This is a genomic window from Pseudidiomarina tainanensis (assembly GCF_900115255.1).
Lineage (GTDB): Bacteria > Pseudomonadota > Gammaproteobacteria > Enterobacterales > Alteromonadaceae > Pseudidiomarina > Pseudidiomarina tainanensis.
Map to the genome: position 1 here is coordinate 909868 of NZ_FOYU01000001.1, position 16377 is coordinate 926244.

The 16377-nt window shown below is 47.2% G+C and carries 16 protein-coding genes and 1 tRNA gene; 5 read left to right on the forward strand and 12 right to left on the reverse strand.

Annotation, left to right across the window (positions count from 1 at the left end; genetic code table 11):
- Window positions 1-35: 35 nt before the first annotated feature.
- From BM292_RS04540 to rlmE, 7 genes are all read right to left on the reverse strand, one after another.
- Window positions 36-120 (reverse strand) — tRNA-Leu (locus BM292_RS04540).
- A gap of 28 nt (window positions 121-148) precedes the next feature.
- Window positions 149-475, reverse strand: a complete 327-nt coding sequence (gene secG, locus BM292_RS04545) for a preprotein translocase subunit SecG (protein ID WP_092855695.1) — start codon at window positions 473-475, stop codon at window positions 149-151.
- A gap of 3 nt (window positions 476-478) precedes the next feature.
- Window positions 479-1243, reverse strand: coding sequence for a triose-phosphate isomerase (tpiA, locus tag BM292_RS04550; RefSeq protein WP_092855702.1), 765 nt, complete (start codon window positions 1241-1243; stop codon window positions 479-481).
- Window positions 1244-1333: 90 nt separating this feature from the next.
- Window positions 1334-2674, reverse strand: coding sequence for a phosphoglucosamine mutase (gene glmM / locus BM292_RS04555; RefSeq protein ID WP_092855713.1), 1341 nt, complete (start codon window positions 2672-2674; stop codon window positions 1334-1336).
- Window positions 2671-3489 (reverse strand): dihydropteroate synthase, encoded by an 819-nt coding sequence (gene folP / locus BM292_RS04560; protein WP_092855715.1) that lies wholly within the window; start codon window positions 3487-3489, stop codon window positions 2671-2673. The genes glmM and folP overlap by 4 nt, the downstream gene beginning before the upstream one ends.
- Window positions 3490-3547: 58 nt before the next feature.
- Window positions 3548-5473, reverse strand: coding sequence for an ATP-dependent zinc metalloprotease FtsH (ftsH, locus tag BM292_RS04565; RefSeq protein ID WP_092855717.1), 1926 nt, complete (start codon window positions 5471-5473; stop codon window positions 3548-3550).
- 45 nt (window positions 5474-5518) lie between these two features.
- Window positions 5519-6145: a 23S rRNA (uridine(2552)-2'-O)-methyltransferase RlmE gene (gene rlmE / locus BM292_RS04570; protein WP_092855719.1), complete on the reverse strand. Its 627-nt coding sequence runs from the start codon at window positions 6143-6145 to the stop codon at window positions 5519-5521.
- A gap of 81 nt (window positions 6146-6226) precedes the next feature.
- Here rlmE and yhbY point away from each other — a divergent pair, with 81 nt between their 5' ends.
- Window positions 6227-6535: a ribosome assembly RNA-binding protein YhbY gene (gene yhbY / locus BM292_RS04575; RefSeq protein WP_092855721.1), complete on the forward strand. Its 309-nt coding sequence runs from the start codon at window positions 6227-6229 to the stop codon at window positions 6533-6535.
- Here yhbY and BM292_RS04580 read toward each other — a convergent pair whose 3' ends face one another.
- Window positions 6536-7024 (reverse strand): helix-turn-helix domain-containing protein, encoded by a 489-nt coding sequence (locus tag BM292_RS04580; protein ID WP_143434065.1) that lies wholly within the window; start codon window positions 7022-7024, stop codon window positions 6536-6538.
- 150 nt (window positions 7025-7174) lie between these two features.
- Between BM292_RS04580 and BM292_RS04585 the strand changes: the two genes are divergently transcribed.
- The gene (locus tag BM292_RS04585) at window positions 7175-7444 is read left to right on the forward strand and encodes a helix-turn-helix domain-containing protein (RefSeq protein ID WP_092855725.1); all 270 of its coding nucleotides are present in this window, start codon (window positions 7175-7177) and stop codon (window positions 7442-7444) included.
- Window positions 7445-7468: 24 nt separating this feature from the next.
- Here the strand turns inward: BM292_RS04585 and greA are convergent, their stop codons facing one another.
- The 4 genes from greA to dapB all read right to left on the reverse strand — a co-directional run bounded on the left by greA (window position 7469) and on the right by dapB (window position 13372).
- Window positions 7469-7945, reverse strand: a complete 477-nt coding sequence (gene greA / locus BM292_RS04590; RefSeq protein WP_092855726.1) for a transcription elongation factor GreA — start codon at window positions 7943-7945, stop codon at window positions 7469-7471.
- Complete coding sequence (gene carB / locus BM292_RS04595; protein ID WP_092855729.1) at window positions 7942-11166, reverse strand: carbamoyl-phosphate synthase large subunit; 3225 nt, start codon at window positions 11164-11166, stop codon at window positions 7942-7944. The genes greA and carB overlap by 4 nt, the downstream gene beginning before the upstream one ends.
- Before the next feature lie 2 nt (window positions 11167-11168).
- Entirely contained in the window at window positions 11169-12308 is a 1140-nt protein-coding gene (gene carA, locus BM292_RS04600; protein WP_092855740.1) for a glutamine-hydrolyzing carbamoyl-phosphate synthase small subunit, read from the reverse strand.
- 260 nt (window positions 12309-12568) lie between these two features.
- Window positions 12569-13372 carry a 4-hydroxy-tetrahydrodipicolinate reductase gene (dapB, locus tag BM292_RS04605; RefSeq protein ID WP_092855744.1) on the reverse strand — a complete coding sequence of 268 codons (804 nt, stop codon included), beginning with the start codon at window positions 13370-13372 and terminating at the stop codon, window positions 12569-12571.
- Window positions 13373-13504: 132 nt separating this feature from the next.
- Between dapB and BM292_RS04610 the strand changes: the two genes are divergently transcribed.
- From BM292_RS04610 to BM292_RS04620, 3 genes are read left to right on the forward strand one after another with little or no spacing between them, the layout of a single operon-like run.
- Window positions 13505-13849, forward strand: coding sequence for a hypothetical protein (locus BM292_RS04610; protein WP_143434066.1), 345 nt, complete (start codon window positions 13505-13507; stop codon window positions 13847-13849).
- 58 nt (window positions 13850-13907) lie between these two features.
- On the forward strand, window positions 13908-15152 hold the full coding sequence (locus BM292_RS04615) for a TolC family protein (protein WP_092855753.1): 1245 nt from the start codon (window positions 13908-13910) through the stop codon (window positions 15150-15152).
- A complete protein-coding gene (locus BM292_RS04620) occupies window positions 15149-16369 on the forward strand; it encodes an efflux RND transporter periplasmic adaptor subunit (protein ID WP_092855755.1) in 1221 nt (406 codons plus the stop codon). Before BM292_RS04615 ends, BM292_RS04620 begins: the two co-directional genes overlap by 4 nt.
- The last annotated feature ends 8 nt before the right edge of the window (window positions 16370-16377 follow it).

The following is a 16377-nucleotide window of genomic DNA, read 5'->3' on the forward strand; positions in this document are numbered from 1 at the left end:
CGACTTGAAACCGCAACCGTGGCCGGTTGCTAATTTGGTGCGGATGGCGGGACTTGAACCCGCACGCCCGAAAGCACTACCCCCTCAAGATAGCGTGTCTACCAATTCCACCACATCCGCAAAACTTTGACGCTTATCAAGCGTTTAATTAATTGCCGCCAGGAACGTCGCTGTCGTTCGCTGGAACAGCTGGCACTTCTTCAACTGGCACTTCGATTTCGTCAAACTTACCTTTGGTGTCGCCATTGCCAGAAGACAAGTTACCAAGCACCAAACTCAAGACGAAAAATACGACAGCCAAAATTGCCGTTGTCCGCGTTAAAAAGTTACCTGAACCGCTTGAGCCGAAAACGGTATTTGATGCACCTGCACCAAATGACGCGCCCATATCAGCTCCTTTACCCTGCTGGATCATAATGAAACCAATCAGGATCAAGGCAACAATTAAGTATGCAATCAATAAAGTTTCGTACATAACTTATTTACTCCGGGTTTGTGCAGCGTTACAAATCGCGACGAATTGTTCTTCGATTAAGCTTGCGCCGCCTATCAAACCACCATCTATATCCGCCTGAGCAAACAGTTGCTCGGCATTGTCAGCCTTCACGCTTCCACCGTACAGTACTTGCACGTTAGCGCCTGAAGGCCCGAATTTTTCTTGCAACCAGTTACGAATAAACGCATGAACTTCTTGCGCTTGCTCTGGGCTGGCCGTTAAACCGGTACCAATCGCCCAAACTGGTTCATAAGCAACCACTATACGTTCACAGTTATTACAATCTGCTAGAGCTTCTTGTAACTGTGCCGCAACAACATCAAATGTTTGCTGTTGTTCACGTTCTTCAGCACTCTCACCGACACACAGCACAACGGTCAAATTTGACTCGTTAAGGGTGTGGTTTACTTTCGCTGCAATGCGCTTTGCATTATCGCCATAAAACTGACGACGCTCAGAGTGACCAACGAGTACCATACTGGCACCAGACTCTACCAACAACGCTAAGCTATGTTCACCGGTGTGCGCACCACTTACGTGTTCATTGGCATCTTGTGCGCCAAGTTGAATGTTGTCGTAAAACGCTGCTTGTTGCCAAGCTGGGAGTAATACGGCTGGTGGGCATACCACCACACTCACGTCAGCATGCTGCGCTGCACTTTCGCGAAGTGCTTCAGCCATGGCCGTGACCAATTGCCGGTCACCGTTCATTTTCCAGTTAGCTATAACTAACGGTTGGCGTTGCATCTAAACCTCTGACTTCGTTGAGAGCGGCGAGATATTACATAACCTCGCCGCAACTTACAAGCAGTGAATGCGGAAATAATGCATCACTGGTTAATTACTAGCCGCTTCGACTTCGCTCGCTATTTCTTCGGCGAATTTACGAACAGTTTTGGCGTCTTTTCCTTCCACCATGACACGAATCAATGGCTCTGTGCCTGACTTGCGTAAAAGTACTCGTCCATTGTTGCCTAACGCACGTTCGACTTCTTGCACGACCGCCCGCACATTCTCCGCTGCAAGCGGATCTGAGCTGGCATTGAATCGCACGTTAACTAATGCCTGTGGAAACTTCACAAAGTTTTCCAGTAGCTCATCGAGCGAGCGACCTTCGCGCTGCATTGCGGTAAGTACTTGCAAACCGGCAATGATACCATCACCGGTGCTATGGAATTGGCGATTAATAATATGGCCGGAATTTTCACCGCCAATGCGCCAATCACGCTTGACCAACTCCTCCATCACATAGCGGTCACCGACTTTGGCTCGAACAAACGGAATACGCCTATCAGTAAAGAACTTCTCAAGCGCAAAGTTGCTCATCAATGTGCCGACAATACCACCTTGTAGCAGGCCATCTTGCTGCGCTGCACGCGCAAGGATGTAGATGATGTCATCGCCATCAACAATACGACCACTTGAGGTGACCATCATAATGCGGTCACCGTCGCCATCCAGCGCGAAACCCAAATCAGCTTTGTGCGCTAATACTTGCTCACGTAGCCCATCAAGATGCGTTGCACCGCATTTTTCGTTGATGTTCACACCATTTGGTTCAGTGCCAATTTCCCAAATATCGGCACCCAGCTCAGTCAACACATCTGGCGCGATGTGATAGGTCGCACCATGCGCACAATCGACCACAATCTTTAACCCTTTTAAGGATAAGTCCGATGGGAATACACTCTTACAAAACTCAATGTAACGCCCAGGCGCATCATCAATACGACTTGCGCGGCCCATGTTTTCAGACGGCACACAACGAATCGGCTCGTCTAATAACCGCTCGATTTCCGCCTCAACACTATCCGGTAACTTACTCCCTGAATCAGAGAAAAATTTAATACCGTTATCATAATATGGGTTGTGTGAAGCACTGATCACAATACCGGCAGCAGCACGGAAGTTCCGCGTCAGGTATGCTACCGCAGGCGTCGGCATAGGTCCTAAAAACTCAACACTGACACCGGCAGAAAGCAAGCCAGCTTCTAACGCGGACTCTAACATATAGCCTGATAAGCGGGTGTCTTTCCCTACCAATACACGCTGATTACCACTTGCCGACAAGACTGTTCCGGCAGCCCATCCAAGTTTTACCGCGAAATCTGGGGTTATCGGAAAATCACCAACGCGACCACGCACCCCATCGGTTCCAAAATACTTACGCTGACTCAAGCGAATTCTCCAGCCAAGGTTGCTGCAACAACTTTCATTGCATCAACCGTTTCCTTGACATCATGCACACGAATAATCTGTGCCCCTTTCATTGCAGCAATCGTTGCCGCCGCTATGCTACCCGCTAAACGTTCATTAACTTCACGCCCAGTCACTTGGCCGAGCATCGACTTTCGGGACATGCCAACCAATAGTGGTAACTGCATGTCATGAAACGCCTGCAATCGCTGTAGTAGCTGGTAATTATGCCTGACTGATTTACCAAAGCCAAAGCCTGGATCGAGATAAATGTTGTTTTTTTGTATTCCGGTATTCATGCAAGCACGTACACGCTCATCAAGAAACTGTCTTACGTCATTAACTACGTCATCATAACGCGGCTCATGTTGCATCGTGCGCGGCTCACCTTGCATATGCATCAGGCAAACTTTAACTTCGGGGGCCGCTGCTAGTAACTGCTCCGCCCCCTCATCGCGAAGCGCATTGATATCGTTAATCATGGCTACATTCAGCTTCAAAACTTCAGCCATAACGGCGGTTTTGCAGGTATCAACTGAAATAGGAACAGCGAAATTCGCTTTTAATTTCTCAACAATCGGCACAACTCGGTCAAGCTCTTCGGCAACGCTAACACCGGTGCTACCAGGGCGGGTTGATTCACCCCCCACATCTAACCATGCGGCGCCATCAGCGATCATCTGCTCAGCTTGACGTAATGCGTTATCCACTCGATTAAATTTACCACCGTCAGAAAAAGAATCCGGTGTCGCATTTAAAATGCCCATCACTTCAATGTTTGCGCGTGTATCAGCCATCAGTTTGTCCACCATCATTCAAAAAAAAGCCCCGCTTTACGGGGCTTTTCGACACTGATTAACTCGCTGGTGTGTCACCAGCTGGTTTACTCGTCGATACCGGTTGGCTACCTTCCGCCTTCCCGTCATCGCCACCAGACTTGTTGTTGTCGCGTTGCTGCCAATCACGTGGCTCACGCACATCACGACGGTTCATCAAGTCATCAATCTGATCTGCATCAATTGTTTCGTACTTCATTAATGCATCTTTCATGGTGTGCAAGATGTCGACGTTTTCTTCCAATATCCGCTTTGCCCGATCATAGTTACGGTCGATGAACAATTTAACCTCTTGATCAATTGCTCGCGCGGTTTCATCAGACATATGTTTATGTTGAGTTACTGAGCGACCTAAAAACACTTCATTTTCGTCGTCAGCGTATAACAACGGTCCCATCTTTTCAGATAGACCCCACTGGGTCACCATTTTACGCGCGATTTGCGTTGCACGTTCAATATCATTGGAGGCGCCGGTGGTAACTTTATCGTCACCATAAATCAACGCCTCGGCAATTCGACCACCAAACAAACTTGAGATCATACTCTCCAAGTGCTGCTTTGAGTGACTCACACGATCTTGCTCCGGCAAGTACATGGTCACGCCGAGTGCTCGACCACGTGGAATAATCGACACTTTATAAACTGGATCATGCTCAGGCACTAAACGCCCAACAATCGCGTGTCCCGCTTCATGATAAGCAGTCATTGCCTTCTCATCTTCGGTCATCACCATCGAGCGACGTTCTGCGCCCATCATGATCTTGTCTTTAGCTTTTTCAAACTCTTCCATCGCGACAACTTTTTTGTTGCCTCGGGCCGCGAATAACGCAGCTTCGTTTACCAAGTTCGCTAAATCAGCACCTGAGAAGCCTGGCGTACCACGCGCAATTAATGATGCATCAACATCTTTGCCTAAAGGAACCTTACGCATATGAACTTTCAAAATCTGTTCACGACCACGAACGTCTGGCAAGCCAACCACAACCTGGCGGTCGAAACGACCTGGACGCAATAACGCAGGGTCAAGAACATCTGGACGGTTGGTTGCAGCAATCACGATAATACCTTCGTTGCCTTCAAAACCATCCATTTCCACAAGCATTTGGTTCAAGGTTTGCTCACGTTCATCGTGACCACCGCCTAAACCTGCACCACGTTGACGGCCTACCGCATCAATTTCATCGATAAAAATAATACATGGTGCAGCTTTTTTCGCTTGCTCGAACATGTCACGAACCCGCGAAGCACCGACACCGACGAACATTTCGACAAAGTCTGAACCAGAAATCGAAAAGAATGGTACGCGCGCTTCACCGGCAATCGCTTTCGCAAGCAAGGTTTTACCAGTACCTGGAGGGCCAACCATCAACACACCCTTTGGAATCTTTCCGCCAAGGTGCTGGAATTTGGTTGGGTCTTTTAAATAATCAACCAGTTCGGTGACTTCTTCTTTCGCTTCGTCACAGCCGGCGACATCAGCAAACGTGGTTTTAATTTGGTCTTCGCTCATCAAGCGCGCTTTACTTTTACCAAACGACATAGCACCACGGCCACCACCGCCTTGCATTTGGCGCATAAAGAATATCCACACGCCAATCAACAACAACATTGGGAACCAAGAAATAAAGATTTGCGCCAAAATACTCGGTTCTTCTGGCAACTTACCGTTTACTTCTACGTTGTTCTCCAACAAGTCATCCAACAGCTTCGGATCGTACTGAGTTGGCACCACCGTAGTAAACTGCTCACCACTGCGCGACTGCGCGGTAATCATGCGACCATCGATATCAACCGAACGCACACCACCGTTGTGGACTTGATTGATAAATTGGCTGTAAGCCACTTGTTGACCATTAGCGCCGCTTTGACTGAAGTTGTTAAATACAGTCATTAGAACAACGGCTATGACCAGCCATAAAATGAGATTTTTTGCCATATCGCTCAAAGCTGACTACCTCTTGTTTGCATTTGTAGCACGCCCTACAGGGTACTACAGTTTGTAACCGGTCGCTACCAGATACACTTCCCGCGAACGGGCTCGTGATGAGTCTGGCTTACGTGTCTTCACTGTTTTAAAAGCAGCGCGGACATTTTTCAAAAATTCTTCAAAGCCTTCGCCTTGGAATACTTTGACGACGAAACTACCGTTTGGTTTCAATACTTGGTGACACATATCTAACGCTAATTCAACGAGATACATAGAGCGCGGTTGATCCACATTGTCATTCCCACTCATATTCGGTGCCATATCGGACAACACTACATCTACGTTTTTGCCACCAATTCGGCTCAATAGCGCACCCAAAACTTCCTCATCGCGGAAATCGCCTTCGAGGAAATCGACCCCAGCGATTGGGTCCATCGGCAAAATATCGCAAGCGATGACTTCGCAGTTGCCATGCAACGAATCCACCACAAATTGCGACCAACCACCGGGTGCAGCTCCGAGGTCGACCACGGTCTGGCCTTGTTTTAAAATCCGATCTTTCTGCTGTATCTCTTCTATTTTAAATACGGCACGCGAGCGATACCCCTTTTTCTGTGCCTTTTGCACATAGTGGTCGCTAAAATGTTCTTGTAACCAGCGCTTGCTGCTGGCGGAGCGTTTTTTCGTCATGTTTCTCTTACCAAACTGGCTTCTTCTACCCAGATGGCGGTAGAATAGCGGAAATTCAAGTCATTCGATGGGATATATTACATGGCAACGGCCGTAACCTTAAGCAATAAACAAAAACAACACTTAAAATCATTGGCGCATTCACTTAAACCAGTGGTGCTGTTGGGCGCTAATGGCCTCACTGAAGGTGTGATGGCGGAGATTGAATTGGCGCTTGATCACCACGAATTAATCAAAGTGAAAGTACCTGACGAAGATCGCGAAATGCGCGAGCAAATTTACGCGACAATCATTGCACACACCGGTGCAACGAAAGTTCAGGTAGTCGGTAAGATTCTGACAATGTATAAACCAAGCGCAGCAGCGAAGATCCAACTGCCACGAGCTTAACTATTTATTGTCGGTGGCCTTTTGCGCTGTGGCGAGAGCTAATGCAACTTGTTGCAGCGCAGTATCGAGTAACATTGCGTCACCTCGACGTTTAAAATAAGCCTCTGTCATAAATTGATGATTGGCTTCGGTCATCGGCACGTTATGCTTTTTCATAATAGGCTCTACATACTGCAAAGCCTTCATGGTATCGGCAACCGACGGAGCGGAATACTGAACCTCGTCTTGCTCAGTGACAACCAAGCTCACATTCGGGTAAAACAGATCCACATTTGGCGCAAACAGCCAATCCAACGACACCCCCTGTCGTAGCATTCCTTCAATCACGCGATCATAATTCAATGACTTACGTCGCTTCCAATTACTATACGTACTCGCTGGAAGCCCCAGCCAGCGCATTACAGCGCTCGCCGTAGTCTGTTTCGAAACTAATTTCAAGCGTTCCATACAGGTATCAAGATCCGGCAATTCCATGTTGCTTTTAGCCATAGTCTGTGGTCTATTTTGCCTAACCTGTCATTTGACACTTCTTTGTCGATTTATGCATCAAATGACATGTTTTTATTATTTATGAGTTATTTTTGGAGTTCGTTGTGAGCTTCATTTTCACTTCACTTGAACAAAGAAGCACTATACCTGATGGATAGCAAACAAATCAAAAAGGAATTAATGCGACGGGGTTATGATTTTTCAATGATCGCGGAGGCTTTAGGTAAAAGTCCATCTTTGATTTCCAAAGTGGCGTCGCGCAAAGCGCGATCACAGCCGGTTGCCTTGGCGATTGCCAAAGCACTGGGGATGGAGATTGATGAGGTGTTTCCGGATGTCGATGCGTATCATCAAGTACCTATGACACCGGAGCAGCGCAAACAAAAACAGCGCGAACTGGTCGCGCTGTTAAGAAGCTAAAAAGCTTAATGATGATGTGATCGGTTAAAGATATTCGACCTTAACAACCTCATATTCAACTTCGCCGTTCGGGGTATTCACTCGAGCAGCATCATCAATCTCTTTACCAATCAATGCACGTGCAATTGGCGAATTAATCGAAATCAGGTTCTGCTTAATGTCGGCTTCATCATCACCGACAATCCGATAGGTCATTTCTTTGTCGGTAACCGTATTATAAACCGTTACCGTTGCGCCGAAGATGACTTTACCTTGGTTGGGCACCTTGGTGACATCAATGATTTGCGCATTAGATAGCTTCGCTTCAATTTCTTGAATACGGCCTTCACAAAACCCCTGCTGCTCACGCGCGGCATGATACTCGGCGTTTTCTTTCAAATCACCGTGCTCACGAGCATCGGCGATCGCCTGAATAATACGCGGCCGATCTTCCGTTTTTAAGCGTTTCAATTCCTCCCGCAGCATCTCAGCGCCGCGGGTGGTCATTGGAATCTGATTCATCGTTCTAAAACCCTTTTGTGCAACGATTGCAATGAGTTAACACGAGCACGGTCATCCGCCGTGTTCGCTTTCACTGTAGCAAATGCTGCATTTAATGTTGTGGTATAAGTTACTTTATTCAAGAGCGCTTCTCGGCGAATATAAACCGAGTCTTCAATAGCTTGGCGCCCTTCAACAGTATTAATAATGTAACTGTACTCGCCGTTCTTAATTGCATCAACAATATTCGGACGACCTTCTTGTAGCTTGTTAACCACCGAGCAAGCAATACCCTCGTCATTGAGTAGTTTTGCTGTGCCACGAGTCGCTTCAAGGCTAAAGCCTAAGCCGATCAAGCCGCGAGCCAAATCGAACAGACGCGATTTATCGCCATCACGCACTGACAGTAACGCTTTACCAGCTTTCGCTAGAGCTTCACCAGCACCTAAGTTAGCCTTGGCATAGGCCTCTTCAAAGCTTTCGCCAACGCCCATGACTTCACCAGTTGAACGCATTTCTGGACCACGAATCGGGTCAACGCCTTGGAACTTAGCAAAAGGAATCACAACCTCTTTTACCGAGTAGTAAGGAGGAATCACTTCTTCCGTATAGCCTTGCTCAGCAAGTGACTGACCAACCATGACGCGAGCCGCGATTTTGGCAAGCGGTAAGCCAGTTGCTTTCGACACAAACGGTACCGTACGGGCAGCACGTGGATTAACTTCGATGAGATAAATCTCGTCGTCTTTAATCGCAAACTGTGCGTTCATTAGTCCATTCACGCCGAGTTCAAAGGCTAACTTGCTCATTTGATCGCGCAGTTCGTCTTGGATTTTATCACTTAACGAGTATGGCGGTAATGAACAGGCTGAATCACCGGAGTGAACACCCGCTTGTTCAATGTGTTGCATAATGCCGCCAATCAATACATCTTTGCCGTCACAAATCGCATCGACATCAACTTCAATTGCATTGTCTAGGAAGCGATCAAGTAATACTGGTGCTGAGTTTGAAACTTTTACGGCATCCGTTAAGTAACGCAACAAGTCGCTCTCATCATAAACGATTTCCATTGCGCGTCCGCCCAGTACATAAGATGGACGCACAACCAATGGATAACCAATACGCTCCGCTTCACGTAATGCTTCGTCAACTTTCGTCACCGTTGCGTTTTCCGGCTGCTTCAAGCCTAAACGGCGTACGGCACCTTGGAAACGCTCGCGGTCTTCGGCACGGTCAATGGCATCTGGGGAGGTACCAATCACCGGTACCCCATTCGCTTCAAGTTCGCGCGCTAATTTCAGTGGCGTCTGGCCGCCGTATTGAACAATCACACCTTTCGGTTTTTCAACACGAACAATTTCCAGCACGTCTTCTAATGTAATCGGCTCAAAGTAGAGGCGATCAGAGGTATCGTAATCGGTTGAAACCGTCTCAGGGTTACAGTTCACCATGATGGTCTCGTAACCATCTTCACGCAATGCCAACGCCGCATGAACACAGCAGTAGTCAAATTCAATACCTTGACCAATGCGGTTCGGGCCGCCACCGATAACCATGATCTTATCTTTATCGGTTGGTGCCGCTTCGCACTCTTCATCATAAGTCGAATACATGTAAGCGGTGTCTGAACGGAATTCAGCTGCACAGGTATCAACGCGCTTATAAACTGGATGAATCGCTAATTCATTTCGGCGGCGACGCACTTCAGTTTCAGCAACGTCAAGTAAGTCAGCAATACGCTTATCGGCAAAGCCCTTACGCTTCAACAAACGCAGTGCGTGTTCATCCAAACCTGCCATGCCAAGCTTTTGAACTTCTTCTTCAAGTAGCACAATTTCTTCAATTTGAATCAAGTACCACTCATCGATACGGGTCAGTTCAAACACTTCATGCACGGTCATACCTAATCGGAAGGCATCAGCAATGTAGAAAATACGTTCTGCACCTGGCTCTTTTAATTCGCGAATCACTTTACCGCGTGCTTCTGGGTCATTCACATCAACCATTGGGTCGAAGCCAGATACGCCAATTTCCAAGCCGCGTAATGCTTTTTGCAGCGACTCCTGCTGGTTACGACCAATCGCCATCACCTCACCCACTGATTTCATCTGGGTGGTTAAGCGGTCATTACAGCCAGCAAACTTTTCAAAGTTAAACCGTGGGATCTTCGTCACAACGTAGTCAAGCGCAGGCTCAAACGACGCTGGCGTGACGCCACCTGTAATTTCATTCTCTAGCTCATCAAGGGTATAGCCAACCGCTAATTTCGCTGCAACTTTCGCAATTGGGAAACCAGTCGCTTTCGAGGCGAGTGCTGATGAACGCGACACGCGCGGGTTCATCTCAATGATAACCATGCGCCCAGTATCTGGACATACGCCAAACTGAACGTTTGAGCCACCGGTTTCAACGCCGATTTCACGTAATACTGCCATCGCAGCGTCACGCATCAACTGATATTCTTTATCGGTTAATGTTTGCGCCGGAGCAACAGTGATTGAGTCACCGGTATGAATACCCATGGCATCAAAGTTTTCAATGGCACAGACAATAATGCAGTTATCAGCACGGTCACGCACCACTTCCATTTCGTACTCTTTCCAACCAATCAATGATTGGTCAATCAGCAACTCTTTGGTCGGCGATAAATCTAAACCACGGCGGCATATTTCTTCAAACTCTTCGCGGTTGTAGGCGATACCACCGCCGCTACCGCCCATGGTGAAGCTTGGACGAATAATTAACGGAAAGCCGAATTCTTCTTGAATCTCGAATGCTTCTTGCAGGTTATGGGCAATCTTTGCATTTGGCGTTTCAAGGCCAATTGCTTTCATGGCTTTATCAAAGCGATCACGATCTTCTGCTTTATCAATCGCATCCGCATTCGCGCCAATCATTTCAACATTGTACTTATCCAGTACGCCGTGTTTATCTAGCTCTAACGCACAGTTTAGTGCAGTTTGACCGCCCATGGTTGGCAATACGGCATCAGGACGTTCAACTTCAATAATTTTCGCAACCACTTCCCAATGAATGGGCTCAATGTAGGTGACATCGGCCATTTCTGGATCGGTCATGATAGTTGCCGGGTTCGAGTTCACCAAAATAACTCGGTAACCTTCCTCACGCAGCGCTTTACATGCTTGCGCACCAGAGTAGTCGAACTCGCAGGCCTGGCCGATAACAATCGGACCAGCACCAAGAATTAGAATGCTTTTAATGTCGGTACGTTTTGGCATAGTTACTGGCTCATCAATTCAATAAAGTGGTCAAATAACGGGGCCGCATCATTCGGGCCAGGGCTTGCTTCAGGGTGTCCTTGAAAGCTAAACGCTTTAACATCCGTGCGCTCAATACCCTGTAGAGTACCGTCGAAGAGTGATTTGTGTGTTGCCTTGAGATTTTCTGGCAAGGTCGCTTCATCAACCGCAAAACCATGGTTTTGACTGGTAATCATCACACGGCTTGTTGCTAAATCCTGTACTGGATGGTTGGCGCCATGGTGACCGAGCTTCATTTTCACGGTTCGTGCACCACTTGCTAAAGCTAGCAATTGGTGACCTAAGCAAATACCAAAGATAGGTACTTCTGCAGCTATAATGTCTTTAATCGCCTGAATGGCGTAATCACATGGTTCCGGGTCACCTGGACCATTCGACAGGAATACCCCGTCTGGATTCATCGCTAAGACATCTTTTGCTGGGGTTTGCGCCGGTACCATCGTGACTTTACAGCCCCGGTCCGCCAACAAACGTAAAATATTGCGTTTACAACCATAATCGTATGCAACAACATGGAACTTCGGCTCGGTTAGTTCGCTAAAGCCTTGGCCCAATTTCCAACTTTTACTCGTCCACTCTACTGGCGTGCGGATGGTCACTTCTTTCGCTAGGTCTAAACCTTTCAAGCCTGGGAAACGTTGCGCTAATTCAAGTGCTTTATCCACATCAATATCGCCAGCCATGATGCAGCCATTTTGCGCACCTTTCTCCCGCAAAATACGGGTCAACTTGCGCGTATCAATGTCGGCTATACCCACAACATTGCGTTGACGAAGATAATCACCCAACGACTGTTCACGGCGAAAGTTACTCGCTTTGAGCGACATATCACGAATGATCAAACCTTTCGCCCAGACGCGATTCGATTCTTCATCTTCGTGGTTTGTGCCGTAATTGCCAATGTGGGGATAAGTAAGGGTAACGATCTGTTCTGCGTAGGAGGGGTCGGTGAGAATTTCTTGGTAACCGGTCATGGCGGTGTTAAAAACAACTTCACCAACTGCGGTACCGCCGGCGCCAATGGCCGTGCCGTGAAAAACAGTCCCATCGGCAAGTACCAAAATGGCTTTACTTGCTGAGTGGCTCGCTAGAATACTCAAGGTTAACCTCCGTACATAAAAAAACGGGTGAATCAAAAAAATGACTTCCCCGTTGATTACCTTGCACCAGCGTCGGCTTTTCAGAATGCATCCAAAGCTATTTAGCTCGCTCTGAATTTACACCTCTGAATACCAGTGGAGTGCGCGTTTCAGCTTGCCCGAAATGTTACTGGCAAATTGACCGTATTCTACAGAAATTTAGCCGTTTCGTAAACTGAAAATTAGCAGTCAAGCATACGAATTAACTCAACCGCGCCAGCCTAGATGAATTGTTTTAAAAGTGTATTCAATGCTAAGACATCCGCCATCTCATAATATCCCGACGGCTGTTCTTTAAGCCATTGCGCAGCTTGAATAGCGCCGCGGGCAAATATTTGTCGGTTACTGACGCGATGAGTCAACTCAAGTCGCTCGCCTTCATGTGCAAATAACACCGTATGTTCGCCAATGATATCAGCAGCTCGCATCACCGAAAATCCGATGGTTCCTGATTTACGCACACCATCGCCACGCACACCAGCCGAAACATCCTTTAACGTTTGTCCCCGCCCTCGGGCCGCACTTTCTCCTAACACCACCGCAGTACCTGAGGGCGCATCACGTTTTTTGTTATGATGCGCTTCAAAGATTTCTATATCGGTATCCGGAAGAGCCGCCGCAGTCAATTCCACCAGTTGTCGCAATAACGTAATACCGACACTCGTATTCGCGGCATATAACACGGGAATGCTTTGCGCAGCGTGGTTTAGTTCGTGATGATGTTGCTGACTGAGTCCAGTAGTGCACACCACAATGGGCACACTCAATTTTTTCGCTAAGGCTAAATTGTCTGGCAACGCCTGCGGCAGAGAAAAATCGATGAGTATTTCGACTTGATTCGACTTTAGGTCGCTAGCATGCTGATATTGTAAACCCGCCCCAGCATCGTTGGCGCGCACCAACTCACCATATCGATTCGATTGCTGACTAACGATTGCAGCTGTTACTGCAATATCTGATTGTCGGGCCAGCGCCATCACCGCCTGCCCCATACGGCCAGAGGCACCGAGAATTCCAAGTTTCATGAGTCATACTCGTGGTCATTATTTATGGCTCAAAGCTTAGCGTAAAAGTCATCCATGTTGCCATCATTGTTTTAACCACCGCGTCTTGTTATCATCAATTTTTCCTTTGCACTTGAAGAAATTATTCGTCACGTGAATAAAACTGTCTTGCTCCTCATTTCGATTATGTTGTTTCATGGACTATTTACATGTTCCGTGGCAGCTGGTCATATCAGCGACAGCGAACATAGTATTGATATTTTTTACCAACAACATTCCGACCACCAACAACATCACCAAAGTGACAAACATCAACAAGCAACCGATGAGCATGACAGCGAGCATCAATTCCATGCTCACGTAAGTTGCTTGACTGCTTATGCTGCATTTGCATTGCCAACCAGCAAATTGGTTGAGCGCATTAAAACTCCCAAATTGTTCATCACTATTGCGAACCCGCAACCGCCGGTTCCGCCGCCTAATTCTTCGGCCGTTTAAACGTCAACTCGGATCAAGTCCGATTTTCATTGATTAACAAAACGAATGGAGAATTTCCATGGCGATATTTCGCTTTGGCCTCGCCTTGCTATTGATTACTTTGATCAATACACCTGCGCTGGCTAAGAATTTAAGTTTGCGTGAAGCATTAACGCAAACGCTCAATCAAAACCCAACATTACTGCAGTTCCCTTACCAATTAAGGGTGGCTGAGGCGACCCGAATGCAAGCCGCATTGCGCCCTAACCCCTCGCTCGATATTGAATTCGAGAATTTACTTGGTAGTGGTTCACAAGAGGGTTTAAGCCATCTCGAAACGACGTTGGCATTTAGTCAGGTTATCGAACTTGGCGGCAAACTCGATTCACGAATCGCAGTTGCCGACGCAGAACGAGAACTGATTGAAGCGGAGTTTAACTATGCCAAAATTGAGATTCTTGCTGAGACTACAACCAGATTTTATCGTTTACTTCTGTTGCAAGAGCTAGAGAAACACCAGCAGATCTATCTATCTCGATTACAAGATACCTATCAGCTTGCGCAGCAACGCTTCAATCTTGGTGGCGCTCCGCGAGGCGAATCGATGCGTGTTGAACTGGCGATTGCAACCAACCAAGCAAAGCTCGAAGAGCTTGGTAATCAGCTGGTTCAAGCGCGCTATGAATTAACCTCGATGTGGGCTGAATCACCCGAATTTAATCGAGTGCTCGGTAACTTTGCTAGTGATATTGCAATCCCGACTCGAGCGAAACTCGAAAGCGCGGTAATGCGCGCACCAGAACTACTCAAGCTCTTTGACTCTGAACGATTACTCACTGCCAAGCTTGAAGCACTGAAAGCGGCAGCAGTTGCTGATGTTCGGATCGGCGCTGGTGTTCGTCATAACGCCGCTAACGATGATTTTGGTTTCGTTTTAAACGCATCTATTCCATTTCAGCTTAGTAATCCGCAACGCGGCAATATTGCGCAAAACCGCGCTGAACAAAATCTTGTGCTAGCCCAGCAAAAAATGCTCCGTGAGCAGCTAAAGAGCAGAGCGAATGCACTCCTTGCCAATGTGCAGGTGCAAACACAAATGCTGACCGATTTAACTGAGCAACTCGTGCCGCGAGCAAAAACACTCGTTGAAACGATTCGTAATGGTTACAGCGACGGTATCTACAGTGTACTGCAAATCTTAGATGCGCAAGAACAGCTTGCTGAACTCGAAAAACAACAAATTCAACGCCAATACGCGACTTATCAAGACCTTCTACAACTTGAGCGTATGACTGGCCAATCATTTATGGAAGCAACCCTATGAAGTTCATGATCCATTTATTCTCACTCATGTTGATGTTAGGCGTCACGACTAACATTGCTACTGCAAGTACAACAGCTCTCTCGGAAACGAACGAGGTTGAAGGTCCACATGGCGGTAAATTACTTACCAGTGATAACTTTGACATTGAAATCACTATTTATGAGACAGGTATACCACCGGAGATGCGAGTTTATGCATACAGCGACGGCCAAGCAATCATGCCTACGGATTTCCAACTCACTGTTTCATTGGAGCGACTCGGTGAAGTCACTGACAACTTAACTTTTGTTCCAGAAAACGATTATTTCGTCAGTGAACAGGAGATCTACGAACCTCACTCATACACAGTTAATGTCAGTGCAAGTTACCAAAATAACCAAGTGCAATGGCGATACGAGAATTTTGAAGGTCGCACAGAGCTCTCTAATCGCGTTATCGAAGCCGCAGGCATAACAACCGCAGAAGTTGAACCGAAAAACTTGGTTTTTAAAGAAACAATGTTTGGCATTGTCGCACCAGTCAATTCATTACAACGCGGTGTCAGCGCGCAATATCCGGGAGTAATTACCGAAGTGCTTGTTGATATTGGTGATGCCGTCGAGCATGACCAACCTCTTGCGCGGATTCGTAACGCAGCAAGTGGTTCGATTTATACTTTATTTAGCCCTATTTCTGGCGAAGTGACCGAGCGCAACGCAAATATCGGCGAAGTCGCCAATTCACAACAGTTGTTTGAAATTACGAATTTATCCACGGTATGGATTGAATTATCCGCCTTTCCAGAAACTATCAAGCAATTATCCGTTGGGCAATCAGTTAACGTTTACGACTTACATCAGCACTTACAGGCGACCAGCGAAATCACCTATATTGCGCCAAAGATGACCGGCGGTCATATCGCTCGTGCACGCACAGTGATTGATAATAGTGAAGGTCATTGGCGTCCTGGCATGCACGTGAAAGCTGACGTGACAACTCATCAGATAAAAGCAGCACAAGCGGTTGCCAAGCGAGCGTTGCAAACGTTTCGCGAGCGCCCTGTAGTCTTTGTGCGCGTAGGCAATACCTTTGAGGTCAGAATGCTTGAGCTAGGTCGCGACGATGGCGAGTTTGTTGAAGTTCTTGATGGTATTGAACCTGGCGCAAGCTACGTGGTTGATAATAGCTATTTACTCAAAGCTGACGTCTTAAAAGACGGCGCAGCGCATGATCATTAGGAGGTAAA

Excerpts from the sequence above, each read along its gene's own strand:
- rlmE (WP_092855719.1), bottom strand. The coding sequence starts at position 6,145 with ATGACGAAAAAACGCTCCGCCAGCAGCAAGCGCTGGTTACAAGAACAT.
- greA (WP_092855726.1), bottom strand. The coding sequence starts at position 7,945 with ATGAATCAGATTCCAATGACCACCCGCGGCGCTGAGATGCTGCGGGAG.
- BM292_RS04580 (WP_143434065.1), bottom strand. The coding sequence starts at position 7,024 with ATGGCTAAAAGCAACATGGAATTGCCGGATCTTGATACCTGTATGGAA.
- BM292_RS04615 (WP_092855753.1), top strand. The coding sequence starts at position 13,908 with ATGGCGATATTTCGCTTTGGCCTCGCCTTGCTATTGATTACTTTGATC.
- carB (WP_092855729.1), bottom strand. The coding sequence starts at position 11,166 with ATGCCAAAACGTACCGACATTAAAAGCATTCTAATTCTTGGTGCTGGT.
- tpiA (WP_092855702.1), bottom strand. The coding sequence starts at position 1,243 with ATGCAACGCCAACCGTTAGTTATAGCTAACTGGAAAATGAACGGTGAC.
- dapB (WP_092855744.1), bottom strand. The coding sequence starts at position 13,372 with ATGAAACTTGGAATTCTCGGTGCCTCTGGCCGTATGGGGCAGGCGGTG.
- yhbY (WP_092855721.1), top strand. The coding sequence starts at position 6,227 with ATGGCAACGGCCGTAACCTTAAGCAATAAACAAAAACAACACTTAAAA.
- BM292_RS04620 (WP_092855755.1), top strand. The coding sequence starts at position 15,149 with ATGAAGTTCATGATCCATTTATTCTCACTCATGTTGATGTTAGGCGTC.
- secG (WP_092855695.1), bottom strand. The coding sequence starts at position 475 with ATGTACGAAACTTTATTGATTGCATACTTAATTGTTGCCTTGATCCTG.
- BM292_RS04585 (WP_092855725.1), top strand. The coding sequence starts at position 7,175 with ATGGATAGCAAACAAATCAAAAAGGAATTAATGCGACGGGGTTATGAT.
- folP (WP_092855715.1), bottom strand. The coding sequence starts at position 3,489 with ATGGCTGATACACGCGCAAACATTGAAGTGATGGGCATTTTAAATGCG.